Annotated in this window: 23 protein-coding genes; 16 read left to right on the top strand and 7 right to left on the bottom strand. The window is 70.0% G+C overall.

Features of this window, described 5'->3' with window-relative positions; all coding sequences use genetic code 11:
- Window positions 1-18: 18 nt before the first annotated feature.
- The gene (locus tag OG194_RS20280) at window positions 19-1,170 is read left to right on the top strand and encodes an NADH-quinone oxidoreductase subunit D (protein WP_317775326.1); all 1,152 of its coding nucleotides are present in this window, start codon (window positions 19-21) and stop codon (window positions 1,168-1,170) included.
- A 33-nt stretch (window positions 1,171-1,203) separates the two neighbouring features.
- Here OG194_RS20280 and OG194_RS20275 read toward each other — a convergent pair whose 3' ends face one another.
- On the bottom strand, window positions 1,204-2,220 hold the full coding sequence (locus OG194_RS20275; protein ID WP_327402231.1) for an SAM-dependent methyltransferase: 1,017 nt from the start codon (window positions 2,218-2,220) through the stop codon (window positions 1,204-1,206).
- A 118-nt stretch (window positions 2,221-2,338) separates the two neighbouring features.
- Between OG194_RS20275 and OG194_RS20270 the strand changes: the two genes are divergently transcribed.
- Window positions 2,339-3,544, top strand: coding sequence for a sensor histidine kinase (locus OG194_RS20270; RefSeq protein ID WP_327402230.1), 1,206 nt, complete (start codon window positions 2,339-2,341; stop codon window positions 3,542-3,544).
- A 98-nt stretch (window positions 3,545-3,642) separates the two neighbouring features.
- The gene (locus OG194_RS20265; protein ID WP_327402229.1) at window positions 3,643-4,314 is read left to right on the top strand and encodes a response regulator transcription factor; all 672 of its coding nucleotides are present in this window, start codon (window positions 3,643-3,645) and stop codon (window positions 4,312-4,314) included.
- A 60-nt stretch (window positions 4,315-4,374) separates the two neighbouring features.
- On the opposite strand, the gene OG194_RS20260 is transcribed toward OG194_RS20265, so the two are convergent.
- Window positions 4,375-5,487, bottom strand: coding sequence for a DUF5937 family protein (locus tag OG194_RS20260; protein WP_327402228.1), 1,113 nt, complete (start codon window positions 5,485-5,487; stop codon window positions 4,375-4,377).
- A gap of 98 nt (window positions 5,488-5,585) precedes the next feature.
- Between OG194_RS20260 and OG194_RS20255 the strand changes: the two genes are divergently transcribed.
- Window positions 5,586-5,801 (top strand): hypothetical protein, encoded by a 216-nt coding sequence (locus OG194_RS20255; protein WP_327402227.1) that lies wholly within the window; start codon window positions 5,586-5,588, stop codon window positions 5,799-5,801.
- A 402-nt stretch (window positions 5,802-6,203) separates the two neighbouring features.
- Here the strand turns inward: OG194_RS20255 and OG194_RS20250 are convergent, their stop codons facing one another.
- The gene (locus OG194_RS20250) at window positions 6,204-7,421 is read right to left on the bottom strand and encodes a threonine aldolase family protein (protein WP_327402226.1); all 1,218 of its coding nucleotides are present in this window, start codon (window positions 7,419-7,421) and stop codon (window positions 6,204-6,206) included.
- 185 nt (window positions 7,422-7,606) lie between these two features.
- Here OG194_RS20250 and OG194_RS20245 point away from each other — a divergent pair, with 185 nt between their 5' ends.
- The 10 genes from OG194_RS20245 to OG194_RS20200 all read left to right on the top strand — a co-directional run bounded on the left by OG194_RS20245 (window position 7,607) and on the right by OG194_RS20200 (window position 15,812).
- A complete protein-coding gene (locus OG194_RS20245; RefSeq protein WP_327402225.1) occupies window positions 7,607-8,527 on the top strand; it encodes a Rossmann-like and DUF2520 domain-containing protein in 921 nt (306 codons plus the stop codon).
- On the top strand, window positions 8,524-9,531 hold the full coding sequence (gene panC, locus OG194_RS20240) for a pantoate--beta-alanine ligase (protein ID WP_327402224.1): 1,008 nt from the start codon (window positions 8,524-8,526) through the stop codon (window positions 9,529-9,531). The genes OG194_RS20245 and panC overlap by 4 nt, the downstream gene beginning before the upstream one ends.
- Entirely contained in the window at window positions 9,528-11,267 is a 1,740-nt protein-coding gene (locus OG194_RS20235) for an L-aspartate oxidase (protein WP_327402223.1), read from the top strand. Before panC ends, OG194_RS20235 begins: the two co-directional genes overlap by 4 nt.
- A 5-nt stretch (window positions 11,268-11,272) precedes the next feature.
- Window positions 11,273-12,250, top strand: a complete 978-nt coding sequence (nadC, locus tag OG194_RS20230) for a carboxylating nicotinate-nucleotide diphosphorylase (RefSeq protein ID WP_327402222.1) — start codon at window positions 11,273-11,275, stop codon at window positions 12,248-12,250.
- Window positions 12,251-12,252: 2 nt separating this feature from the next.
- Window positions 12,253-13,050 (top strand): type III pantothenate kinase, encoded by a 798-nt coding sequence (locus tag OG194_RS20225; protein ID WP_200680630.1) that lies wholly within the window; start codon window positions 12,253-12,255, stop codon window positions 13,048-13,050.
- Window positions 13,051-13,329: 279 nt separating this feature from the next.
- The gene (locus OG194_RS20220; protein WP_327407143.1) at window positions 13,330-13,947 is read left to right on the top strand and encodes a hypothetical protein; all 618 of its coding nucleotides are present in this window, start codon (window positions 13,330-13,332) and stop codon (window positions 13,945-13,947) included.
- Between the two features lie 48 nt (window positions 13,948-13,995).
- On the top strand, window positions 13,996-14,175 hold the full coding sequence (locus OG194_RS20215) for a hypothetical protein (protein ID WP_033286119.1): 180 nt from the start codon (window positions 13,996-13,998) through the stop codon (window positions 14,173-14,175).
- Window positions 14,176-14,295: 120 nt separating this feature from the next.
- On the top strand, window positions 14,296-14,709 hold the full coding sequence (locus OG194_RS20210) for a BlaI/MecI/CopY family transcriptional regulator (protein ID WP_327407142.1): 414 nt from the start codon (window positions 14,296-14,298) through the stop codon (window positions 14,707-14,709).
- 9 nt (window positions 14,710-14,718) lie between these two features.
- On the top strand, window positions 14,719-15,252 hold the full coding sequence (locus OG194_RS20205) for an amino-acid N-acetyltransferase (RefSeq protein ID WP_019064250.1): 534 nt from the start codon (window positions 14,719-14,721) through the stop codon (window positions 15,250-15,252).
- Window positions 15,253-15,476: 224 nt separating this feature from the next.
- Window positions 15,477-15,812 (top strand): histone-like nucleoid-structuring protein Lsr2, encoded by a 336-nt coding sequence (locus tag OG194_RS20200; protein ID WP_033286117.1) that lies wholly within the window; start codon window positions 15,477-15,479, stop codon window positions 15,810-15,812.
- Here OG194_RS20200 and OG194_RS20195 read toward each other — a convergent pair.
- Window positions 15,791-16,438, bottom strand: a complete 648-nt coding sequence (locus OG194_RS20195; RefSeq protein ID WP_327402221.1) for an SCO3374 family protein — start codon at window positions 16,436-16,438, stop codon at window positions 15,791-15,793. The genes OG194_RS20200 and OG194_RS20195 overlap by 22 nt on opposite strands.
- Before the next feature lie 442 nt (window positions 16,439-16,880).
- Between OG194_RS20195 and OG194_RS20190 the strand changes: the two genes are divergently transcribed.
- Window positions 16,881-19,409 (top strand): ATP-dependent Clp protease ATP-binding subunit, encoded by a 2,529-nt coding sequence (locus OG194_RS20190; RefSeq protein ID WP_019064247.1) that lies wholly within the window; start codon window positions 16,881-16,883, stop codon window positions 19,407-19,409.
- A gap of 78 nt (window positions 19,410-19,487) precedes the next feature.
- Here OG194_RS20190 and OG194_RS20185 read toward each other — a convergent pair whose 3' ends face one another.
- On the bottom strand, window positions 19,488-22,520 hold the full coding sequence (locus OG194_RS20185) for an NACHT domain-containing protein (protein ID WP_327402220.1): 3,033 nt from the start codon (window positions 22,518-22,520) through the stop codon (window positions 19,488-19,490).
- A gap of 46 nt (window positions 22,521-22,566) precedes the next feature.
- Window positions 22,567-23,172, bottom strand: a complete 606-nt coding sequence (locus OG194_RS20180) for an HAD family acid phosphatase (protein ID WP_327402219.1) — start codon at window positions 23,170-23,172, stop codon at window positions 22,567-22,569.
- A 458-nt stretch (window positions 23,173-23,630) separates the two neighbouring features.
- On the opposite strand from OG194_RS20180, the gene OG194_RS20175 reads away from it, so the two are divergent.
- Window positions 23,631-24,212, top strand: a complete 582-nt coding sequence (locus tag OG194_RS20175) for a M23 family metallopeptidase (protein ID WP_327402218.1) — start codon at window positions 23,631-23,633, stop codon at window positions 24,210-24,212.
- Between the two features lie 23 nt (window positions 24,213-24,235).
- On the opposite strand, the gene OG194_RS20170 is transcribed toward OG194_RS20175, so the two are convergent.
- Complete coding sequence (locus tag OG194_RS20170) at window positions 24,236-24,832, bottom strand: TetR/AcrR family transcriptional regulator (protein ID WP_327407141.1); 597 nt, start codon at window positions 24,830-24,832, stop codon at window positions 24,236-24,238.
- Window positions 24,833-24,848: the final 16 nt, after the last annotated feature.

Genomic DNA, 24,848 nt, shown 5'->3' with positions numbered 1-24,848 from the left:
GTACGAGAGACTGTGTCCATGACTCCCACGACGGAGACCATGGTCGGGATCGGTGGCGCCGCGGAGAGCACCGACATGGTGCTCAACATCGGCCCCCAGCACCCCTCCACCCACGGTGTGCTGCGCCTGCGGCTCGTCCTGGACGGCGAGCGCATCCAGCACGCGGAGCCGGTGATCGGCTATATGCACCGCGGCGCCGAGAAGCTCTTCGAAGCGCGCGACTACCGCCAGATCATCATGCTCGCCAACCGCCACGACTGGCTGTCGGCCTTCTCGAACGAACTCGGCGTGGTCCTCGCGGTGGAGCGCATGCTCGGCATGGAGGTCCCCCCGCGCGCGGTCTGGACCCGCACGCTGCTCGCCGAGCTGAACCGGGTGCTCAACCACCTGATGTTCCTGGGGTCGTACCCCCTCGAACTCGGCGGCATCACCCCGGTGTTCTACGCGTTCCGGGAGCGCGAGGTGCTCCAGAACGTCATGGAGGAGGTCTCCGGCGGGCGCATGCACTACATGTTCAACCGTGTCGGCGGCCTCAAGGAGGACGTCCCGTTGGGCTGGACGGCACGCGCGCGTGAGGCCGTCGCCGCGGTGCGCTCCCGGATGGACCGCTTCGACGACCTGGTGCTCGGCAACGAGATCTTCCGGGGCCGCACGCGCGGGGTGGGCGAGCTGTCGGCGGAGGCCGTGCACGCGTACGGCGTGAGCGGGCCCATCGCGCGCGCCTCGGGCGTCGACTTCGACCTGCGGCGCGACGAGCCGTACCTCGCGTACGGCGAACTCCAGGACACCCTGAAGGTCGTCACGCGCCAGGAGGGCGACTGTCTCGCGCGCTTCGAGGTGCTCCTGGAGCAGACCCACAACGCGCTCGACCTCGCGGACGCCTGCCTCGACCGGCTCGCCGAACTGGAGCCCGGCCCGATCAACCAGCGGCTCCCGAAGGTCCTGAAGGCACCCGAGGGGCACACGTACGCGTGGACCGAGAACCCGCTCGGGATCAACGGCTACTACCTCGTCAGCAAGGGCGAGAAGACCCCGTACCGGCTGAAGCTGCGCTCGGCGTCGTACAACAACATCCAGGCGCTCGCCGTACTGCTGCCGGGGACGCTGGTGGCGGACATGGTGGCGATCCTGGGGTCGTTGTTCTTCGTGGTCGGGGACATCGACAAGTAGCTGCGCATAGGGCCAAGTGGGGCGCGCAGGTGGTCAGTTGGGCAGCGGGTCCGGAATTCCAACCGACTGCACGAGCCAGCCGAAGTCGCCGAGGCCGCACGGAGCGGTGAGTTCGGCGGCTTCTCCGGCGCTCGCGAGCGCTCGGACGTAGGCCGTCGGGTCGGTGGAGGCCAGCGTGAGCGGGGGGCGTGCGCCTGTGACGCCGAGGGCGTGCAGGGCGGCGCGTTGGGTGAGCAGGCGTGCGCCGGGGAGCGCGCCTGTTGAAGCGGCGGCCGTCGCGCAGGCGTCCAGGGCCACGTGCGCCGTGATGTCGCACGAGCCGTCCGGTACGGGTGCCGTCTCGCGGCCCTCGCGGAAGCCGGTGAGCGTGCCGAACGGGGGGCGGGTGTCCCGGGTGTGCGCGTAGTCGACGGCGATCGCCAGACCCCGGTCGACGGTGGCGACGGCGGACGCCCAGGCCGTGTCCCTGGGGAGGCCGATCTCGGCGCGCAGCCCCTCCTCTGGCGCCTGCGGCCACCACCGGGCGAGCCACTCGGCCTCCGCGCCGGAGAGGGGCTCCCCGAGCCGCTCGGTGCCGTCCTCCCGTACGAGCACGAGCCGCGGTACGCCGACGGGGTCCACCTCGGCCACCTCCACGGGGACGTTGTCCAGCCACTCGTTGGCGAACAGCAGCCCGTTGATCCCCTTCGGGGGCTCGGTCAGCCACTCGACGCGGGGATCGAGTCCTTCGGGGTGGTCGATGATCTCGACGGCGTACGCACGCACGCGTGCGGCCACTTCGGCGGGCAGCGCGGCGAGCACGCCGGTCACCAGTTCACCGCGGCCCGCGGCCAGGTCCACGAAGTCCAGCGCGGCCGGCTTGTCGAGGGCCTCGTCCACCCGGCACAGCAGCCGCGCCACGGCGCCCGCGAAGAGCGCCGACGCGTGCACGGACGTACGGAAGTGTCCGGCGGGCCCCTCGGGCCTGCGGTAGAAGCCCTCGGGCCCGTACAGGGCCTCCTCGGCCGCTGTCCGCCAGCCGCGCCACCGGCCCGTGGTGTCTTCCGTCACGTGGTCAGACTAAGTGCAGAGGACAACGGGGCCTCCACCTTGGGGAGTACGCGGGACGTATACGGATCGATCCTCCGGTTGACCCCGGCACACTGCACGCATCCCTACGCTGGGTTACGTGCAGCGCCTCTACGACTTCCTCCGCAGACACCCGACATGGGTCGACACCTTCTGGGCTGTCTTCCTGCTGGGGCTGAGCGGCGTGAGCATCGCGAGTACCAGCTACGCGTCGGGCCGGCACGGGACGGCCGCCGGGGCGATCGGGGCGTCCGCCGTGATGTGTGTGGCGATCGCGCTGCGCCGCCGCTGGCCGGAGAAGATGCTCGTCCTGGCCGGCGCGACGGGCCTCGCGCAACTGGTCCTCGACGTCGAGCCCGTGGTGGCCGACTTCGCCATGCTGGTGATCGTCTACACGGTCGCCGCGGTCGGTGCCCGCTGGGCCTCCCGCTTCGCCCTGGCCGCCGGTCTGTCCGCGGCGACCCTGGCGCAGATCCGCTGGCCGCAGGAGCACACCAGTTCCGCCGGGCTGGTCGCGCTGGCGATCTTCCAGACGGTGCCGTTCGCGCTGGCCTGGGTGCTCGGCGACTCGATGCGCACGCGGCGCGCGTACTTCGCGCAGCTGGAGGAGCGCGCCGCGCGGCTGGAGAAGGAGCGCGAGGCGCAGGCGAAGGTCGCGGTCGCCGCCGAGCGCGCCCGCATCGCACGCGAGCTGCACGACGTGGTCGCGCACAACGTGTCGGTCATGGTGGTCCAGGCCGACGGCGCCGCCTATGTCCTCGACTCCGCGCCGGACCAGGCGAAGAAGGCCCTGGAGACGATCTCCTCCACCGGCCGCCAGGCCCTCGCCGAGATGCGCCGTCTACTGGGCGTGCTGCGCACCGGCGAGCACAAGGAGGCCGGCGAGTACGTCCCGCAGCCGGACGTCGAGCAGATCGACGACCTGGTCGAGCAGTGCCGTACGTCCGGACTGCCCGTCGACTTCAAGGTCGAGGGCACCCCGCGCCCGCTGCCCAGTGGCGTCGAGCTGACGGCGTACCGGATCGTCCAGGAGGCGCTCACCAACACCCGCAAGCACGGCGGCCCGAACACGGGCGCCAGCGTGCGGCTGGTCTACTTCGACGACGGACTCGGGCTGCTCGTCGAGGACGACGGCAAGGGCGCCCCGCACGAGCTGTACGAGGAGGGCGGCGCGGACGGCCAGGGGCATGGTCTGATCGGTATGCGTGAGCGGGTGGGCATGGTCGGGGGCACGCTCGACGCGGGACCGCGACCGGGCGGCGGCTTCCGTATCAGCGCGCTGCTGCCGCTGAAACCCGCGCACTGACCTGTCGTACGCCGCGCAGTGACACCTGTAACGAATTGTTGAACGACCTGTTGAACCACTTGTTGAACGATCCTGTTGACGGAACGGAAGAGGACCCGATGGCGATCCGCGTGATGCTCGTCGACGACCAGGTGCTGCTGCGCACCGGGTTCCGGATGGTGCTCGCCGCCCAGCCGGACATGGAGGTCGTCGCCGAGGCGGGCGACGGCGTCGAGGCCCTTCAGGTGCTTGCCGCGACCGCGGTCGACGTGGTGCTGATGGACGTCCGTATGCCGAAGCTGGACGGGGTGGAGACCACCCGCCGCATCTGCCAGGGCGAGAACCCGCCGAAGGTGTTGATCCTGACCACCTTCGACCTCGACGAGTACGCCTTCTCCGGGCTGAAGGCCGGCGCCTCCGGATTCATGCTCAAGGACGTGCCGCCCGGCGAACTCCTCACCGCGATCCGCTCCGTGCACAGCGGTGACGCCGTGGTGGCGCCCTCGACGACCCGGCGCCTCCTGGACCGCTTCGCCCCGATGCTGCCCGCCACCGGCAAGGAGCCCCGGCACAAGGAGCTGGAGCGCCTCACCGAGCGCGAGCGCGAGGTCATGATCCTCGTCGCCCAGGGCCTGTCCAACGGCGAGATCGCGGCCCGTCTGGTGCTGTCCGAGGCGACCGTGAAGACCCATGTGGGCCGCATCCTGACCAAACTCGGCCTGCGGGACCGGGTGCAGGTGGTCGTCCTGGCCTACGAGACGGGGCTGGTACGGGCGGGCGGCCACGGCTGACGCCCGAGGAGACCGCCGACGGTCTACGGCGACACGGGGCCGCTGTCCGGCCGGTGCCGCCTACCTGAGGATGCCCTCCAGGAAGTCGCTGCCCAGGCGGGCCACCATCGTGACGTCCAGCTGGTGCAGGACGTAACGGCCGCGGCGGCGGGTGGTGATCAGGCCGGCCTTCTTCAGGACGCCGAGGTGGCGGGATATCTCGGGGGCGGTCATGCCGTGCACCTGGGTCAGCTCGCTGGTGGTGAACGCGCTGCGGGCCAGGCTGCGGCACAGGCGCATGCGGACCGGGTGGGACAGGGCGGTCATCCGCAGGGTCAGCTGCTCCAGGGAGGTCGGTGAGGCGATCTTGGGGGTGTTGTGCACGGGGTAGTGCACGACGGGCTGCCAGCCGTACCGGTACAGGACCGTCAGGTGCGGCCAGCCCAGGGCCGTGGGGACCAGGAGGAGGCCGCCTGCCTGGGTCGCCGTACGGCCGGTGCCGAGCTTGTCGATCGTGATGCGGGTGGCGCTCTCGTCGAGGGTCACCGCCGTGGACATCGACGTCAGCGCCTCCGCCAGGCCCTTGCGGTGCAGGAGGTCCGTCTTGTGGCGGGCGTCGGCCACGAGTTGGTGGTGCGTCCGGGACCAGGTCTCCGCGAAGAACGCCTCGTCGCAGTCCTCCAGGAACTGCCGCAGCCAGGCCCTGGTCCGCGGCGGGTCGGCCAACAGCCGCTCGGTGAACGCCAGTTGATGCGGCCCGCGCGCGGCGGCCTGCTCCAGGGCGCGCCGCCTGATGCCGGCGTCGGTGAGCGGGCCCGGTCCGCCCGTGCTGTAGGAGATCGCGCAGGTGGTGAACTCCATCGCCGCGTCGACGAACTGCTCGTCCGTCAGCTTGTCCAGCAGGTCCAGCTCCTCGGCGAGCGTGGCCCCGGGGAGCGTGCTCCGTCCAGGGATGCCCGCGTACGGCAGGAACAGGTCGGAGAACGTCGACCGCCACAGGAAGTCCGCCTCGCACATCCGGTCGGCCAGATGCGGATCGAGCCGCGCGGTGACGCCGGTGACCCAGCCCTGGAGGCCGGGGTGGTGCCCCGGCTCGGACATCGCGTGCAGCGCCATGCACAGCTCGCCCAGGGGCGAGGGCGCGAAGGCGATCCGCTCCGGCCGCAGCCCGGTGATGTCGATGTGCACGCTCATGTCCTCAATCGTGCACCCCGCCACTGACAACGCCCCCTCGTTTGACGGCGCCCGTCAATCGACGCGGCAGCCACGGGGGAGCGGCGCAGCCTGGACACATGAGCATCACCCAGCAGTACGTCCTCGACACCCACCGCGCCCAACGCCTCGGCGAGACCCCGCCGCCCCCACCCGGCACCCACGACTGGCGGACCGCCCGAGAGCTGCGCGGCTACTGGCAGTTCCGCGCGGTCGTCGCGGAACTTCCGGCTCAAGGTCGGCTACGGCGGGCTCTGGGGCGGTGGCCGCGCCCGTGGGCGCGTTCAGCTTGGTGAGGGCACGCGCGCGTGCAGACCACGGTGCCGGGTCCATGAGACGCCACGTGCAACGCGTGACGACCCGCGCGCGTGCCGCCGCAGACGATCCGCCGTGCCCGCGTTCCGCCGGCTGGCATCAGCGTCGGTGTTCCGGCTGCCTTCGGTCCGCGCGCGTAGTCGGCCACCGGCACCGGAGCTTGCGTGCAGCCCTGCTGACGGCCGGTTCCGCGGTCCGCATGCCGGCGGCTTTCTCGTGCTCCGCCCGCCTTCATGGCCGTCCGCCCCTGCGTGCCGCTGGGTGACAACGCGCGCGTGCCGCCGCAGACGATCCGCCCGTGCCCGCGGTTCGCCGGCTGACAGCCCTCGACCGCCACGTACGCATTCCGCTGCCGGCCCGACCCGACTCGGTCCCGCCGCTTTCTAGCCGGCCGTCTCCTCCTTCAGCCGGACCACGAAGCCCGCGACCGCCGCCTTCACGTTGTCGGCCGTCCACTCCAGGGCGGCGGCGCGGACGTAGACCTCGGTGACCGCCAGGCCCGGGCCCTTCGCGTCCCAGGGATTGGAGAAGAGGGCGGTCTTGGTCTCCTCGGCCTGGCGGATCGCGGCCTCCGTGACGGTGTCGAGGTCGTACGGTAGCCAGACCTGGAACTCGTTCGTGTGCGGCTGCTCGGGGTGGACGCGTATCCAGGGCACCCCGGCCGCCGCGAACCCCTCGCGCAGCGCCTCGGCGACCACGCGCGCGTGGGCCACGTACGAAGGCAGCCGGGGCAGCTCCCGGTCCAGGCCCGCGAGGGCGGTCAGCACGGTGGGGAACTGCTGGAAGACCATGCCCCCGTAGCGGTGCCGCCAGGTCTTCGCCTCGTCGATGAGGGTCTTCGGGCCGACGAGCGCGGCACCGCCGAGGGCGTCGAGGGACTTGTAGAACGACACGTAGACGCTGTCGGCGAGGTCGGCGATCTCGCCGAGCGGGCGGCCGAAGTGGGTGGCGGACTCCCAGAGGCGGGCGCCGTCGAAGTGGACCACCGCGTCGCGTTCGCGGGCGGCCTCGACGACGGCGGAGAGTTCCTCCCAGGAGGGCAGGACCAAACCGGCGTCCCGGAGGGGCAGTTCGAGCATCAGCGTCCCGAAGGGCTCCGGGAAGTCGCGCACCTCGTCGGCGGTCGGCTGTCGGGGCTCGCTCGTCACATGGACCGGGCGGAGCCCGCTGACCTGGCTGAACGCGTTCCGTTCGTGTACTTCGGGGTGGGCGAGCGGGTGCAGGGCGACGGTCGGGTTGCCGGTACGGCCGGCCCAGCAGCGCAGGGCGACCTGCTGCGCCATCGTGCCGGTGGGGAAGAAGGCCGCTGCCTCCTTGCCGAGCAGTTCGGCGACCCGCTTCTCCAGGGTCTCGACGATGCCGCCGCCGTACATGTCCGACGTCTCGTCCAGGTCGTACAGCTCGGCCGCCTCCTGGAGGAACGCGAGCCGCTCGCGGAGCGGGTCCAGGAAACCGAGGCGCGCGAGTGTGCGCTCCGCGTTCCGGTTCGCGCTGAGGCGCCGTTTGCGGCGCGCCAGGACGCGTTCCTCGTCGGTCGTCGGCTCCGCCTCCTGTTCGCCCTGCTCCGCCTGCTCTTCGCCCTGTTCCGCCGTATCGCTCATGCCCCGGATCATGCCTGGCGCGGGTCCGCGGGAGCACCCGGATTTCCACAGGCTTTCCCGTGCGGCAGGGCTGTGCGACAACCCACAGCCTGTGGACAACCGGACGCCTCTCGAACCGATCGCGTTAACATGACGAGAAATCGTCCGGTACCCGGAGCGGACTGGAACGGGAAGGCCGCCGTCGCGTGAGTACATTCCAACAGCCAGAGCCCAAGGACCGCCCCGCGCGGCTCGCCGTCGGTGTCGTCGGCGCCGGCCGGGTGGGCCCCGCGCTGGCCGCCTCGCTCCAGCTGGCCGGGCACCGCCCGGTGGCCGTCTCCGGAGTGTCCGACGCGTCCAGGCGCCGGGCCGCGCTGATGCTCCCGGACGCGCCGGTCGTCACGCCCGCGCAGGTGCTGGAGTGCTCCGACCTGGTGCTGCTGACCGTCCCGGACGACGCCCTGCCCGGCCTCGTGGAGGGCCTCGCCGACACCGGGGCCGTACGCCCCGGGCAGCTGCTCGTGCACACCTCCGGGCGGTACGGCGCGAAGGTCCTGGACCCCGCTCTGCGGGTGGGCGCGCTGCCGCTGGCCCTGCACCCCGCGATGACGTTCACGGGCACTCCTGTGGACGTCCAGCGGCTCGCCGGGTGCTCCTTCGGGGTCACCGCGCCCGAGGAGCTGCGCCTGGCCGCCGAGGCCCTGGTGATCGAGATGGGCGGCGAGCCCGAGTGGATCGCCGAGGAGAGCCGCCCGCTCTACCACGCGGCCCTCGCGCTGGGCGCCAACCACCTGGTGACCCTGGTCGCCGAGTCCATGGAGCTGTTGCGCACGGCCGGTGTCGAAGCCCCCGACCGGATGCTCGGCCCGCTGCTGGGCGCCGCCCTGGACAACGCCCTGCGCTCCGGCGACGCGGCGCTCACCGGCCCCGTCGCGCGCGGGGACGCGGGCACCGTCGCCGCGCACGTCACCGAGTTGCGCAAGCACGCTCCGCAGACCGTCGCGGGCTATCTGGCGATGGCCCGCGCGACCGCCGACCGGGCCCTGGCCCACGGGCTGCTGAAGCCGGAGCTCGCCGAGGACCTCCTCGGGGTGCTCGCCAACGGCACCGAGGGAGATGCCGGATGACCACCACCTTGCTGCGCACCGCCGACGAACTCCACGCACGCACGCGTACGGGCCGTCGCGTCGTCGTCATGACGATGGGCGCCCTGCACGAGGGCCACGCCACGCTCGTCCGCACGGCCCGCGAGATCGCCGGACCGGACGGCGAGGTCGTGGTCACCGTCTTCGTGAACCCGCTGCAGTTCGGCAAGGGCGAGGACCTCGACCGCTACCCGCGCACCCTGGACGCCGACCTCAAGATCGCCGAACAGGCGGGCGCCGACGTCGTGTTCGCGCCCTCCGTGGACGAGGTCTACCCCGGCGGCGAACCCCAGGTGCGCATCTCCGCGGGCCCCATGGGCGAACGCCTGGAGGGCGCGGTCCGCCCCGGCCACTTCGACGGCATGCTCACCGTCGTCGCCAAGCTGCTGCACCTCACCCGCCCCGACGCCGCCCTGTTCGGCCAGAAGGACGCCCAGCAGCTCGCCCTGATCCGTCGCATGGTGCGCGACCTGAACTTCGGCATGGACATCGTGGGCGTGCCGACCGTGCGCGAGGCCGACGGCCTGGCCCTGTCCAGCCGCAACCGCTATCTGTCCCCCCGGGAGCGGCGTACCGCACTCGCCCTCTCCCAGGCCCTGTTCGCGGGCCGCGACCGGCACGCTGCCCAGGAGGCGCTCCGCGCGCGGGCCCGTGAGGTGCCCGCCACGCACGCGCGTGCCGAGGCGCTCAGTGCCATCGGCGAGTCCCGCGCGGCGGCCGACGCGCACGCCGTCGCCAAGGCGGCCCCCGGCCCCGGAAACCCGGCGTCCGTCCGGGCGGCCGCCCGCCTGGTCCTCGACAGCGCCGCCCGCCTGGACCCGCCGCTCGCCCTGGACTACCTCGCCCTGGTCGACCCGTCCGACTTCACGGACGTCGAAGAGGACTTCACCGGGGAGGCCGTCCTCGCCGTCGCCGCCCGGGTCGGGACGACCCGGCTGATCGACAACATCCCACTCGCTTTCGGAACCCTCGGAGCCGCCTCGTGACCAGCACAGGCATACGACTGCACGCACCCGCCCCGGGTTGGTCCATCGACGCCGACGTCGTGGTCGTCGGCTCCGGAGTGGCCGGCCTGACCGCGGCCCTGCGCTGCGAGGCGGCCGGGCTGCGGACGGTCGTCGTCACCAAGGCCCGCCTCGACGACGGCTCCACCCGCTGGGCCCAGGGCGGCATCGCCGCGGCCCTCGGGGAGGGCGACACCCCCGAACAGCACCTGGACGACACCCTGGTGGCCGGTGCGGGCCTGTGCGACGAGGAGGCCGTACGGATCCTCGTCACCGAGGGCCCGGACGCCGTACGACGACTCATCGAGACCGGCGCCCACTTCGACGAGTCCTCCGAAGGAGGACTGGAGCTGGCCCGCGAGGGCGGCCACCACCGGCGCCGGATCGCGCACGCGGGCGGTGACGCGACCGGCGCGGAGGTCTCCAGGGCGCTCGTCGAGGCCGTACACGCGCGTGGGCTGCGGACGATCGAGAACGCGCTGGTGCTGGACCTCCTGACGGATGCCGAGGGGCGTACGGCGGGCGTCACCCTGCACGTCATGGGCGAGGGCCAGCACGACGGTGTGGGCGCCGTGCACGCACCCGCCGTGGTCCTCGCGACCGGCGGCATGGGGCAGGTCTTCTCGGCCACCACCAACCCGTCAGTGTCGACCGGCGACGGGGTCGCACTCGCCCTCCGCGCGGGTGCCGAGGTCTCCGACCTGGAGTTCGTGCAGTTCCACCCGACCGTGCTGTTCCTCGGCGCCGACGCGGAGGGCCAGCAGCCCCTCGTCTCCGAGGCGGTGCGCGGCGAGGGCGCCCACCTGGTCGACGCCGACGGCGTGCGCTTCATGGTGGGCCAGCACGAACTCGCCGAGCTGGCGCCCCGGGACATCGTCGCCAAGGGCATCATGCGGCGCATGCAGGAGCAGGACGCCGAGCACATGTTCCTGGATGCCCGGCACTTCGGCGCCGACATGTGGGAGCACCGTTTCCCGACGATCCTCGCCGCCTGCCGCAGCCACGGCATCGACCCGGTCACCGAGCCCGTCCCGGTAGCCCCGGCCGCCCACTACGCCTCCGGGGGCGTCCGCACCGACTCACGGGGCCGTACGACCGTCCCCGGCCTGTACGCGTGCGGCGAGGTCGCCTGCACCGGCGTGCACGGCGCGAACCGGCTCGCCTCCAACTCCCTTCTCGAAGGCCTCGTCTACGCCGAGCGGATCGTCGCGGACATCACCGGGAACCAGGCCGACATCACCGGGAGCGAGGCCGAGAACGCCCTCCACGCGCGTGTGCCCGAGCCGGTTCCGCACCCCCAGAAGCCCGCGCATCCGTTGCTCGCCCCGGAGGCCCGCTTCGCGATCCAGCGGATCATGACCGAGGGCGCGGGCGTCCTGCGCTCCGCGGACTCCCTCGCCAAGGCCGCCGGACAGCTCCAGCGACTGCACACCGACGCCCGTGACGCCCTCGACGAGAACGGCAAGACCGCCGAGCCCGGCGTCGACACCTGGGAGGCCACCAACCTCCTGTGCGTGGCCCGCGTCCTGGTCACCGCCGCCGAGCGGCGCGAGGAGACCCGGGGCTGCCACTGGCGCGAGGACCACGCCGAGCGCGACGACACCGCCTGGCACCGCCACATCGTCGTACGGCTGAATCCCGACCGCACGCTGGCCGTACACACCACGGACACCGCAGACTTCCCCCCGACCCGGCAGCACCGTCCCCAGGAGCAGTGACAGAAGTGAGCACCCACGACCTTCCCCTCGCCGACAGCGGCGGTTGCGGCGACGGCTGTGCCTGCGGCGCGGGCGCCGAAGTGGAGTACATGGAGTGCGGCCTCGACCCCGCGCTCGCCGAACTCCTCGCCGACGCCGGACTCGACCCCCTGGAGGTCGAGGACATCGCCAACGTCGCCATCCAGGAGGACCTGGCAGGCGGCGTCGACGTGACGACGATCGCGACCATCCCAGAAGAGGCCGTCGCCACTGCCGACTTCACCGCGCGCGAGGCCGGCGTCGTGGCGGGCCTGAGGGTCGCCGAAGCGGTGGTCTCCGTGGTCTGCACCGACGAGTTCGAGGTCGAGCGGCATGTCGAGGACGGCGACCGCGTGGAGGCCGGGCAGAAGCTCCTGTCGGTCACCACGCGCACGCGTGACCTGTTGACCGCCGAGCGCAGCGCGCTCAACATCCTGTGCCGCCTCTCCGGCATCGCGACCGCCACGCGCGCGTGGGCCGACGCCCTGGAGGGCACGAAGGCGAAGGTCCGCGACACCCGTAAGACGACGCCGGGACTGCGCTCCCTGGAGAAGTACGCGGTCCGGAGCGGCGGTGGCGTCAACCACCGCATGTCCCTCTCGGACGCGGCCCTCGTCAAGGACAACCACGTGGTCGCCGCGGGCGGCGTCGCGCAGGCCTTCAAGGCCGTACGGGAGGCTTTCCCGGACGTGCCGATCGAGGTCGAGGTCGACACGCTGCACCAGCTCCGCGACGTCCTGGACGCCGGCGCGGACCTGATCCTGCTGGACAACTTCACGCCCGGGGAGTGCGCGGAGGCCGTCGGCATCGTGGACGGCCGCGCCGCCCTGGAGGCCTCGGGCAGGCTCACCCTGGACAACGCCAAGGCGTACGCCGATACCGGAGTGGACTACCTCGCCGTAGGCGCCCTGACCCACTCCGCGCCCATCCTGGACATCGGCCTCGACCTCCGTGAGGCGCAGTAGTCATGCTCCTCACGATCGACGTGGGCAACACGCACACCGTCCTCGGCCTGTTCGACGGCGAGGAGATCATCGAGCACTGGCGCATCTCCACGGACGCGCGGCGCACCGCCGACGAACTCGCCGTACTCCTCCAGGGCCTCATGGGCATGCACCCGCTCCTCGGAGAGGAGCTGGGCGACGGCATCGACGGCATCGCGATCTGCGCCACCGTCCCGTCCGTCCTGCACGAACTGCGCGAGGTCACCCGCCGCTACTACGGCGACGTGCCCGCCGTCCTCGTCGAACCGGGCGTCAAGACGGGCGTCCCGATCCTCACCGACAACCCCAAGGAGGTCGGCGCGGACCGCATCATCAACGCGGTTGCCGCGGTCGAGCTCTACGGCGGCCCGGCGATCGTCGTCGACTTCGGCACGGCGACCACGTTCGACGCGGTCTCCGCGCGCGGGGAGTACATCGGCGGTGTCATCGCCCCCGGTATCGAGATCTCGGTCGAGGCCCTCGGCGTCAAGGGCGCCCAACTCCGCAAGATCGAGGTGGCCCGGCCGCGCAGCGTGATCGGCAAGAACACCGTCGAGGCGATGCAGTCGGGCATCGTCTACGGCTTCGCCGGCCAGGTCGACGGCGTCGTCACCCGCATGGCCAAGGAACTGGCCGACGACCCCGAGGACGTCACCGTCATCGCGACCGGCGGCCTGGCCCCGATGGTCCTGGGCGAAGCCTCGGTGATCGACGAGCACGAGCCCTGGCTGACGCTGATCGGCCTGCGACTGGTCTACGAGAGGAACGTCTCGCGGATGTGACCGGCGCAGGGGTGCGGGACGAGGCCGCCGGGCGGCGCCCCGCACCCGCCCGTGCCGCTCAGACGCGCCAACAAGGAGCCCCGCCGCCTCCGCCCCCAGCAGGACGCCGTCGCGCACGACGGAGCCGTAGTACCGGGTCGCAGTGCGCCTGTCCCGCGCGCGGGAGAGCCACTGCGGCCCCGGGCGAAAACCCCGCGCCACACCCGCCCCCTATGTCGAATTTGTCTGATTAGCGCGTATCGTCGGCGCATGCCCACGCCATACGGATCCCGCGGCGGCATGGCGTTCGGTGCGGAGGAGCTGCGTGTGCTCCGTCGCGCTCTCGCCCTCGCCCTCCAGCCCAGAACCGCCTCGGCCGAGGACGTCCAGGACTGTCTCCGGCTCGCCGAATCGCTCGACGAGGCGGTACGCGAGGGGGTTCGGCTGCGCGCCTTCCTGGTCGCCGACCTCGCCCGGTACCGCGCCGCCCTGCCCGGCACCACCGCCGGCTACCTCACCCTCCTGGAGGAGGCGCTCGGCGCCGGGTACCGCCCGGACGTCGACGACCTCTCCGCGCTGAGAGCGCTGCGCGGGAACCCCTCCGCCGCCGTTCTCCTGGACCGCTGCCTCACCCTCGCCGAACAGGACGTACGCGCGCGCCTGGCCCGCCGTACGACCGCCAGGGCCGTCGCCCCGACCGTCCCCGCCTCGCGCACCCGCCTCCTGGCGCTCCCCGGAGGCCTCTCCGGGGAGGGCGCCAAGGAACCCGTGCGCAAGCCCGTGGAGCGGCCGGCGCCGACGCCCTCGCCCGCGGCGCCGAAACCGTCCCGGCCCATCCCCACCCCCGGCGAGGTCTTCCCCCGGCGCAAACCGGCACCGCCTCCCGCGAACCCGTCGGAGCAACTCGCCGCCGGCTGAACCGACCCCGCCCCGTCCTCCTCGGGACCCGTGGCTACTCTGGAGGGCATGGACTATGTCTCCGCGCTCGTGCCCCCGGTCGTCATGGCCGTGTTCTTCATCGGACTGATCCGGGTCATCGTGAAGACCCAGGGCGGGGCCATGAAGGCCAAGGAGGACGCGGCCGTCGACGCCGCCATCGCGCGCGCGGAGAGCGCCCGTCAGGCCTCTTCGGCCGCCGACGCCTGAACCTTCCGTTTTCCGCGGCGCCTTCAAGGGCGTACGACTCCCGCACGCGCACGCGTGCTTTCCGAGTCGTACGCCCTTTTTGTTCCTTTTCCACTATGGTTCTGAGCTGTGCCTCGCCCATTGGGAGAACTCGAAGACTCGGTCATGACGCGGGTGTGGAAGTGGAACCGCCCGGTGACCGTTCGAGAAGTCCTGGAAGACCTTCAGCGGGAACGGTCCATCGCGTACACCACGGTGATGACCGTTTTGGACAATCTCCATCAGAAGGGCTGGGTGCGTCGTGAGGCGGAAGGCCGGGCCTATCGATATGAGGCGGTCTCCACACGAGCCGCCTACTCCGCCGCCCTGATGAACGACGCCTGGTCCCAGAGCGACAACCCCGCGGCCGCTCTCGTCGCCTTCTTCGGGATGATGAGCGACGAACAGCGCGAGGCCCTCCGCAGCGCCGTACGCATCGTTCAGGGACCGGAAACACCCGCACCGGCGGATGGCGTCCAGAACCCCGGCTCCGCGCCCTCGGGCGGCGGGCGATAGCGTCCGCTCATGTCAGCAGAGCACCCCGAAGTCACCGCGAAAGCCATCACCGTCCGGCGGGCCAGGACCGGCGATGTCGAGGCGGTGCGCCGACTCCTTGACGCCTACGTCCGCGGTCGCATCCTGCTCGACAAAGCGACGGTGACTCTTTACGAGGACATCCAGGAGTTCTGGGTCGCCGAACGGGACGACAACGCCGAGGTCGTCGGCTGTGGGGCACTGCATGTCATGTGGGAAGACCTCGCGGAAGTCCGCACTCTCGCGGTGAAGCCCGGCTTGAAGGGTGCCGGTGTGGGCCATCAGTTGCTGGAGAAGTTGCTGCACACGGCTCGCTGGCTAGGCGTTCGTCGCGTTTTCTGTCTCACCTTCGAAGTGGACTTCTTCTCGAAGCACGGCTTCGTGGAGATCGGTGAGACACCAGTTGACACCGATGTCTACGCGGAGCTGTTGCGTTCCTATGACGAGGGCGTGGCGGAGTTCCTCGGTCTCGAACGAGTGAAACCGAACACCTTGGGCAACAGCCGGATGCTTCTGCATCTGTGATCGCGGCCCCCAATTCGGCCGGGTCGCCCTGCCCAGGTTCCCTATGTCCGAAACGCGCATCTTTCTGGGCGAGGGAGGTCACTCGGTCTCTCCCAGGGGTTTGTGTTTTTCCAGCAAAAGCGGTTTGCTTTCCGACGTACTGCAGTACTGCATATAACAGGGGACGGCGAAACGGCGGACGCCGTAGACCCCAGACCCGCAAGTAATCGATGAAAGGAAATCCGGTGGCACAGAAGGTTCAGGTCCTTCTTGTCGATGACCTCGACGGCGGCGAGGCGGACGAGACGGTGACGTTCGCGCTGGACGGCAAGACGTACGAGATCGATCTCACCACCGCGAATGCGGACAAGCTCCGTGGACTTCTCGACGCTTACGTGAAGGGCGGGCGTCGTACCGGTGGCCGTGCTTCGGGCGGTCGTGGAAAGGCACGCGCCGCAACCGGTGGCAGCCAGGACACCGCGCAGATTCGCGCGTGGGCCAAGGAGAACGGCCACGACGTGAACGACCGCGGCCGTGTTCCGGCGGCCATTCGCGAGGCCTACGAGAAGGCCAACGGCTGAGCGCACGAGCGCCGCAGCCGTACCCGGTGGCACTGTGTGGCCACCGTGTCCACAAGTCGTACGAGATCAGGGGCATGACCGACGCCCCCCACGGCCGGCATTGTCGGCAGCGAGGCCTCGACCTCGCACCCCGGCTCGGGGGGTCGCAGCCACACGGCGGCCCCCTGCAAGGGACGCGGACTGCCCGCGGAGAGCGGTTGCGCCTTCGCGATCCCCGAGCCCGGCAGCGCTGCCCCTGCGGGCCTCTCCCCGGGGAACGACGGCGCCTCCATGTGCCCGTCCGCGCCCAGCGCCACCAGATCCAGCGTCGGCGCCAGCGCCCCCCACTCCAGCCAGTCCAGCAGCCCCGGAAGTTCCTCCGCGCTGCCCGCGGCCACCAGCAGCCGCATCCGGTCGCCCCGTACGGCCACCGGAGAGTCCGGGCCCAGCCGCCACAGCGCCGCGGCGCCGGCCTCGACCGGCACGTCCAGGACGTCGAAACGCAGGCCCGTGACGAGCCGTAGCGGCTCTCCGGGCACCGTGCGCCACCCCAGTTCGTTCTCGTACCAGTTCCGCTGTCGGTCGTCCGGATCGAGCGGGCGGCGGGGGAGCGGGACCGTGCTGAGCGGGGGGACTGTGCGAACCATGCCAAGAGCAACCGCCGAAGCGGGCCGAGAGTTACGCTGGGTGGTCCAACGAGTGCGCTGGGTACGGGAAACAGGGGCGTTCGGGGGTGCGGCGCGGCGCAAGGTTGTTCGCCCGTAGCGGAGGGAACCGGTGCGAACGGCATGGAGTGTCAGTCCGTACGGGTAAGACAATCCCTAGTGGGAGGGGGCGACACGCAGAAAAGGGCGTCTCACGTTCGCCATCGGCGTACTCATGGTGAGGGTAACTGCCTGGCCTGCGGGAACATCGTCTCGCACCATCAGGTTGGAGCAGATGTCGGCGTTCGGGTTCAGGAGGCAGTGTTGGTTCTCGGTCCGGTGTCGGCAGTTGGAATGAGCGGTCCCCGCTTGCGGGACTAAGCTGCGGAAGGACAGGGAGGGGAGCGTCCCCTTACTGCCTGACCGCTCTGAGGAGCGATTAACGATGTTCGAGAGGTTCACCGACCGCGCGCGGCGGGTTGTCGTCCTGGCTCAGGAAGAAGCCCGGATGCTCAACCACAACTACATCGGCACCGAGCACATCCTCCTGGGCCTGATCCACGAGGGTGAGGGTGTCGCCGCAAAGGCCCTGGAGAGCCTCGGCATTTCGCTTGAGGCGGTCCGCCAGCAGGTGGAGGAGATCATCGGACAGGGCCAGCAGGCGCCGTCCGGTCACATCCCCTTCACTCCCCGAGCCAAGAAGGTCCTGGAGCTCTCGCTCCGCGAGGCCCTTCAGCTGGGCCACAACTACATCGGCACGGAGCACATCCTGCTCGGCCTGATCCGCGAGGGCGAGGGCGTCGCCGCCCAGGTCCTGGTCAAGCTGGGCGCTGATCTCAACCGTGTGCGGCAGCAGGTGATCCAGCTGCTCTCCGGTTACCAGGGCAAGGAGACCGCCACCGCCGGCGGCCCTGCGGAGGGCACCCCCTCGACGTCCCTGGTCCTCGACCAGTTCGGCCGGAACCTCACCCAGGCAGCTCGTGAGTCCAAGCTCGACCCGGTCATCGGGCGCGAGAAGGAGATCGAGCGGGTCATGCAGGTGCTGTCCCGCCGCACCAAGAACAACCCGGTCCTGATCGGTGAGCCCGGCGTCGGCAAGACCGCCGTCGTCGAGGGCCTCGCCCAGGCCATCGTCAAGGGCGAGGTGCCCGAGACCCTCAAGGACAAGCACCTCTACACCCTGGACCTCGGCGCGCTGGTCGCCGGCTCCCGCTACCGCGGTGACTTCGAGGAGCGCCTGAAGAAGGTCCTCAAGGAGATCCGCACCCGCGGCGACATCATCCTGTTCATCGACGAGCTGCACACGCTGGTCGGTGCGGGTGCCGCCGAGGGCGCCATCGACGCCGCTTCGATCCTGAAGCCGATGCTGGCCCGCGGTGAGCTCCAGACCATCGGTGCGACGACGCTGGACGAGTACCGCAAGCACCTGGAGAAGGACGCGGCCCTTGAGCGCCGCTTCCAGCCCATCCAGGTCGCGGAGCCGTCCCTGCCGCACACCATCGAGATCCTCAAGGGTCTGCGCGACCGCTACGAGGCGCACCACCGTGTCTCCATCACGGACGAGGCGCTGGTGCAGGCCGCCACGCTGGCCGACCGGTACATCTCGGACCGCTTCCTGCCGGACAAGGCGATCGACCTGATCGACGAGGCCGGTTCCCGGATGCGCATCCGCCGGATGACCGCGCCGCCGGACCTGCGCGAGTTCGACGAGAAGATCGCCGGCGTCCGCCGCGACAAGGAGTCCGCGATCGACTCGCAGGACTTCGAGAAGGCCGCCTCCCTCCGCGACAAGGAGAAGCAGCTCCTGGCCGCCAAGGCCAAGCGGGAGAAGGAGTGGAAGGCCGGCGACATGGACGTCGTCGCCGAGGTCGACGGCGAGCTGATCGCCGAGGTCCTCGCGACCGCGACCGGCATCCCGGTCTTCAAGCTCACGGAAGAGGAGTCCTCCCGGCTCCTCCGCATGGAGGACGAGCTCCACAAGCGGGTCATCGGCCAGAAGGACGCCGTCAAGGCGCTCTCTAAGGCGATCCGTCGTACGCGTGCGGGCCTCAAGGACCCGAAGCGTCCCGGTGGTTCGTTCATCTTCGCCGGCCCGTCCGGTGTCGGTAAGACCGAGCTGTCCAAGGCCCTCGCCGAGTTCCTCTTCGGTGACGAGGACGCGCTGATCTCCCTCGACATGTCGGAGTTCAGCGAGAAGCACACGGTGTCGCGGCTCTTCGGTTCGCCCCCCGGATACGTGGGCTACGAAGAGGGCGGCCAGCTCACGGAGAAGGTCCGTCGCAAGCCGTTCTCGGTCGTCCTCTTCGACGAGGTCGAGAAGGCCCACCCGGACATCTTCAACAGCCTTCTCCAGATCCTGGAGGACGGTCGCCTGACCGACTCCCAGGGCCGGGTCGTGGACTTCAAGAACACGGTCATCATCATGACGACCAACCTTGGAACCCGTGACATCTCGAAGGGCTTCAACCTGGGCTTCGCGGCCACGGGCGACACGAAGTCCAACTACGAGCGCATGAAGAACAAGGTCTCGGACGAGCTCAAGCAGCACTTCCGCCCCGAGTTCCTCAACCGTGTCGACGACGTCGTCGTCTTCCCGCAGCTCACCCAGGAGGACATCCTCAAGATCGTCGACCTCATGGTCGGCAAGGTGGACGAGCGCCTCAAGGACCGGGACATGGGCATCGAGCTCTCCTCGGCCGCGAAGGAGCTCCTCTCCAAGAAGGGTTACGACCCGGTGCTGGGCGCGCGTCCGCTGCGGCGCACGATCCAGCGCGAGATCGAGGACACGCTCTCGGAGAAGATCCTCTTCGGCGAGCTGCGTCCCGGTCACATCGTGGTCGTGGATGTCGAGGGCGAGGGCGACGCGAAGACCTTCACCTTCCGGGGTGAGGAGAAGTCGGCGCTTCCCGATGTGCCGCCGATCGAGGACGCCGCCGCTGGTGGCGCGGGTCCGAATTTGAGCAAGGAGGCGTAAGGCTCAGCGGTTTGGGTTTTACGGCTGGGGAAGGGGCCGGTGCCTTTTGGGGCACCGGCCCCTTTCGCCTGTTCAGGGTCAGAGGAGGCGGTCTTGGGTGACTTCGGCGGTGGGGAAAATCTCGGCGTAAGCGTCGAGGGGGAAACTACTGAAGCGCATGTTGAGGGTCACCGTACGCAGGCCCGGCAAGCGCGCGGTGAGGATGCGAAGCTCGTCCCGTTCGTTGCCCTGGGGGCAAAACCGGAGGGATTCGACGGAGGGCAGTTCCGGTATGGCATCCATGGAGTAGCCGGCGAAGCTTCCGTTCAGGATGAGGGTCCGTAGAGCGGGCAGGCGCTTCACTTCCTGCCAGTCGCTCGCACTCAGGGGACCCGGTCCGTCGAGGTCGAGCGTGGTGAGGGCCGACCACTGGTCCAGGCCGCGCATGCCGATGGAGGTCAGAGTGTCATGGCCCAGGTACAGGTAGTCCAAGGGTGCGCTCGTTGGAAGGTGGTCGGGGAGGCGACCGTCGGGGAGCCACTGGTCCAGGGCAAGCCGAGTGAGCCTCCGCAGGCTGTGGAGGCCCAAGGGGTGGGTGACGTCGTTGAACTCCAGGTCGATGAGGGGGAGTTCGTGCAAGGCGCCGAAATCGTCGATGCTGTGGCAATCCTGCAGCCACAACTTGCTCAGGTTTCGGAATGCCGCCAATTCGTCCAGGGTGGACAAGGAATGGTTGCGCTCAAGCCCCAGGACGTTGACCGCCTCCGGATTGCGGACGGTATCAACGATCTTGGCCAGGCTGTGCGAACCTGCGACCGCCAGGCCGTGCCAAGGCTGCATCAGCCGCAGTGCGTCCAGTTGTTCGGCCGATGCGCAGCGTAGGAAGAGATTGTCCCGAGGTGCATGGTCGAGCACTTCGACCGCGTACTCCGTGGTGTCGAATCTGTCCCATGTGCCCGCGAGCTGACGCCGTACGTCGAGGGACGGATGGTCGCGGAAGCGTCGCAGTACGGCCAGGGCACCGTCAGGCTCCTCAACACCCAGGAGAGAGGCGGTGACTGTTACATTCCTGGCCTCCTCGTCCGTGAACTCCTCCGGACCCGGCAACAGCTCCAGGACCAGCGGCCCGGCTTTTGCCAGCATGCGTGCGTCCTCCGCCGAACGCGGTGGAATCAAGGCCGCCGCACGACCCTCGGCCGCCGCCCGCACCTCCGGATCCAACGTCGGCGCATGCTCCAGGCAAGCCAGCGCAAGCAGTGTGAGTCGGGGCTGCTCCCGGGCGAGCAACTGCCGTAGGAGTACGACCCGTTCGCGCGGGCGGGCGTGGGCCACCGCCATGCGGATCACGTCCTCCCATTGGGCGTCGTCCGCGTGGCCGGCTAGGACGTCGAGGTGGCCTTCCTCCACGGCGTACCGGGCGCCCAGATAGTCCTGGAAGGTGCGGTGGACGAAGTCCACGATCCCGGCTGCGGGTTGGCGGAGCAGACCGCTGCGCAGCAGCAGGGACCGCAGTACGGTCGCGGCGTCTCCGGTTGCCGAGACCGAGGGCAGGCACCGCTCCACAATCCCCTCGGCGGCCTCGGTGTCCATCTCCGTCCGGCCGCTCAACACCAGTGCGTACGCCAGCCGTTGCAGCAGCTCCAGCTGTATCTCCTCGCTCATCTCCACTTCGTCCACCTCGCCCATGCCCCGCTCCCGGTCCCGCCGAGCCAGCAGCATCGTCAGGGCCGCGTCGTACAACTCCTTGCGGCCCGTGGGGAGGTAGCCCCGGCGTTCGCGGTGCAGGGCGCAGATCAGGCCGCACATAAGGGGGTTCGTGGCGAGCCGTGCCAAGTCCCGTTTCGTGCGCAGGGAATCCAGGAGTGGGCCCTCGTACTCCGGGGCCTGGGCCGCCGTGTGCCAGCGCTCGACGAAGGTCTTCACCTCGGGGCGGCGCATCGGGGTCAGGGTCAGTTCGCGGAAGCCCTCGGAGGCCAGCCAGTCGGGGCGTACGGCGGTGGGGCGGGAGGTGAGGAGCCAGCGGTTGCCCGGGAAGGCGCCGATCAAGGACAGGAGCCAGTCGCGGGTGCGATGGCGGTCGGCCGACGGGATCTCGTCCAGGCCGTCGATCAGGATCAGGGCGCGGCCGGCGGTCAGGACGCGTTCCGTCCAGCCCTCGGGTGGGGTGTGGGGGCAGCCGGTGGAGGACAGGAAGGCTGCGGGGGACGGGAGTTGGCCGGCCCGGATGAGGGTGCGCAGGGGGAGGACGTACGGGATGCGGTCGCCGTCCCGCGCCGCCGTCACCGCCAGCCACTGCACCAGCGTCGTCTTGCCGGAACCCGCGTCGCCGCGCAGCAGGACGCGGTCGTGGGTCGACAGGGCTTCCTCGGCGGGGAGTTGGAGGTCGTAGCCGCCGGGGTGTCCCTCGGACAGGGCGTGTTCCGCCGTCGCCGTTGCCTCCAGGCTCAGGTACGCCACCTCCAGGGGCCAGCGGTCCGGGGAGTCGCGGAGGTCGATGCCGTAGATGGTGATGTGGTTGTGGCGCTCGGCGACGTACGGAAGGTAGCGGCGTTCGAAGGTGCGGTCCTGGGAACCGGGGCGGGGGCTGCGTGCTATCAACTCGTCGATGCGGGCGATCAGTTCGGCCTGGGTGCGGGTCTGTTCGACGAGGGTGCGGGCTACGAACGTGGAGCGGCGGGTGAAGAACTCCAGGATCTGGAGGCAGGCCCACTCGGTGGCGTTGCCGAGGAAGCAGCGGGCGTCGGTGGAGAGTCCGGCGGGGGCGGGGGCGCCGTACTCCAACTGCCGTGCCAGTTCCCGGTGTCCGAGTCGTACGGCCTGGACGTCGTCCATGTCCAGGTCGCCCAGGGCGAGCAGGCGGCGGGCCAACGCGTCGGCCACGGCGGTCTGTTCGTCGGGTGGGAAGGGGGCCTCGCCGGGGGAGTCCACCGCCCGCGCGACCAGGTGGGCGGCGAGCTTGTGGACGTCCTTCTCCGTCAGGGTGCGCTTCTCGCCCTTGAAGGAGACGAGGGAGGAGAGGCGGATCGGTCTGTCGACCAGGCCCGCGCCGGGGGCGTCGGGCACGAACAGCTTCTTCAGCAGCGGTGTGATCAGGCCTGAGGCCAGCTTCCCACCGAGTACCGCGGGCTCCATCCGCCGCCCACCCCCGTCGTCGCGCGAACGGACGGAGCCTAACGGTTTACGACAACTGGCCGTCGTAGTCCGGGAGTTTGAAGGTCTTCTCGGCGTGGCCGCCCGACAGGTCGGTGGCGCTGTTGCCGATGTTCGCGATGATCGTGTAGCCCTTGTTCTCGATCGCGGTGCGCTGGGCCGTCTTGTAGTCGGCGACGTCCTTGAAGAGGTCGAAGAGGCCGCGTACGTAGAGGCCGTCGACGTCGTAGCCGTCGTGTTCGAGGTTGTACTCGGTCGGCAGGTAGATGATGCCGGGGCGGGCCGTGACGAAGAACAGGGAGACGCCGTGTTCCTGGGCGTACTGGGCGACCGCGAGGACCGGCTTGTTGGCCGGCTGCGGCCAGCTGAAGCCGAAGTCCGTCTCCAGGGTGGTGTTGTCGATGTCGAAGACGATCGCCTGCTTCTCGCCCGGCTTCGTGGCCGCGATGCGCTGCTTCAGGTAGGGCAGGGCCTGGTTCATCACCGTCTGGCAGTCGGCCTGCCAGGTGGCGTAGTCCACCGTGGCGGTGCTTGTCGTCGTCGCGGCCTCCGCGGGGACCGTCAGTGTCGCGAGGGCGGCCGCGGTCACGGTGACTGTGGCGGTACGGCGGGCCCAGGGACGTCGTCTCGTCATGGGGGTGGGGGTTCCTCTCACGTCTGTGCGCTGCCGGTCGGTGCAGAAGGCATGGTCGCGGGCGAGGGTGGCGTGAGGGGAACCGTAAGGTTACTGAACGGTAGGTGTATAGAGGTCTGCGCCACAATTCAGCGGTCGGTGATCGTCCCCGCCGGTGACAAGCCGCACAGGCGATTCGGGCCCTACTAGGGGAGGTAGTCGTACGCCTCAATCGGTGCAAAAAGGACTTTTTTCTTCGGATCCATGGAACCGAATGACCGATTTCGCCCTCCAGAGGGCTGAATCGGGATACTTGGGTGCTCTGTCAAGAAGTCTGAAGTTTTGTGGTGAAGTACTAGGTTCCGTCGTAGAAGAGGGGTTTGGGGGTCCGCGGGGTCCGGGGTTACCAATGAACGTGCCATCCGGCGGCCGTATGTGTGCCGGGTGGTTTTTCTGTCCCCGTCCCCCGTGAGGTTTCGATGTTCCAGCGCGCCACGTCCCGTTCTTCCCGTACGTCTTCGCTCCGTACCCGTATGGCCGTCATGGCCGTCGGACTGGGGGCCACCGCCGTGCTGGGCACCGGGGTCGCGAGCGCTGCCTCCTCGGCCGTCGCGCCCAAGGCCGTCAGCGCGAAGGTCGCCGCCTCCTGGGTCGACCCGGTGAAGAAGTACACGCTGTCCGCGAGCTTCGCCCAGGCCGGCAGCATGTGGCAGTCCACCCACAGCGGGCAGGACTTCGCCGTGGCCAGCGGTACCAACGTCGTCGCCGCGCACGGCGGGACCGTCGTCAAGGCCGGCGGCAACGGCGCCGGTGACGGTGCCGCGTACGGCAACGCCATCGTCATCAAGCACGGCAACGGCACGTACTCCCAGTACGCCCACCTCTCGCGCATCGACGTGAAGGTCGGCCAGGTCGTCAGCACCGGGCAGCACATCGCCCGGTCCGGCAGCACCGGCAACTCCAGCGGTCCCCACCTGCACTTCGAGATCCGTACGACCGCCAACTACGGCTCGGCGATAGACCCGGTCGCGTTCCTGCGCGGCAAGGGTGTCTCCGTCTAGGAGCGCCTGGGGATCTACGCCCCTTACGGCTGCTTCGTGCCCGCGTGGGCCTGCGTGATCATGTCGGTGGCGACCTCCAGGACGGCCTTGCGCTTGTCCTCGGGGTCGCCTTCGAGGTCCTGCACGGCGAACATCCCGGCGTGCAGCGTGAAGATCGCGCTGAGCGAACGGACCTGGTCGACCAGGCTCGCCTCGGGGTCGATCACGATCTCCCGGAGGCCGCGCATGCGCTCCTTGAAGCGCTCGCCGATGCGCAGGTCCCGTACCGTCGCCTGGTTCTCCTGCATGAAGCGGAACAGGGGGGTCGCGCCGTCGAGCGCGTCGCCGTAGCGCCGTACGATCTCCTGCTTGGTCTCCAGGGTGTGGGGCTGGCCGCGGCCCCACTCGATCAGGTCTTCGATCGGCTTCGTCAGATCCTCGAAGATGCCGACGAGGATCTCTTCCTTGGTCTTGAAGTGGTAGTAGAGCGCCGCCTTCGTGACGTCCAGGTGCTCGGCGATCTCGCGCAGCGAGGTCTTCTCGTAGCCCTGCTCGGCGAAGAGTTCGAGCGCCACGTCCTGGATGCGCTGGCGGGTGTCTCCGCGACGCTGCCGCTTGGTGCCGTCCATGGTGCCGCCCATTCGTCTCATGCTCCAG

The organism is Streptomyces sp. NBC_01288, assembly GCF_035982055.1.
In the GTDB taxonomy this organism is placed as follows: domain Bacteria; phylum Actinomycetota; class Actinomycetes; order Streptomycetales; family Streptomycetaceae; genus Streptomyces.
The sequence above is the reverse complement of the archived record's forward strand: the minus strand, read 5'-3'. Positions and strand labels throughout refer to the sequence as shown.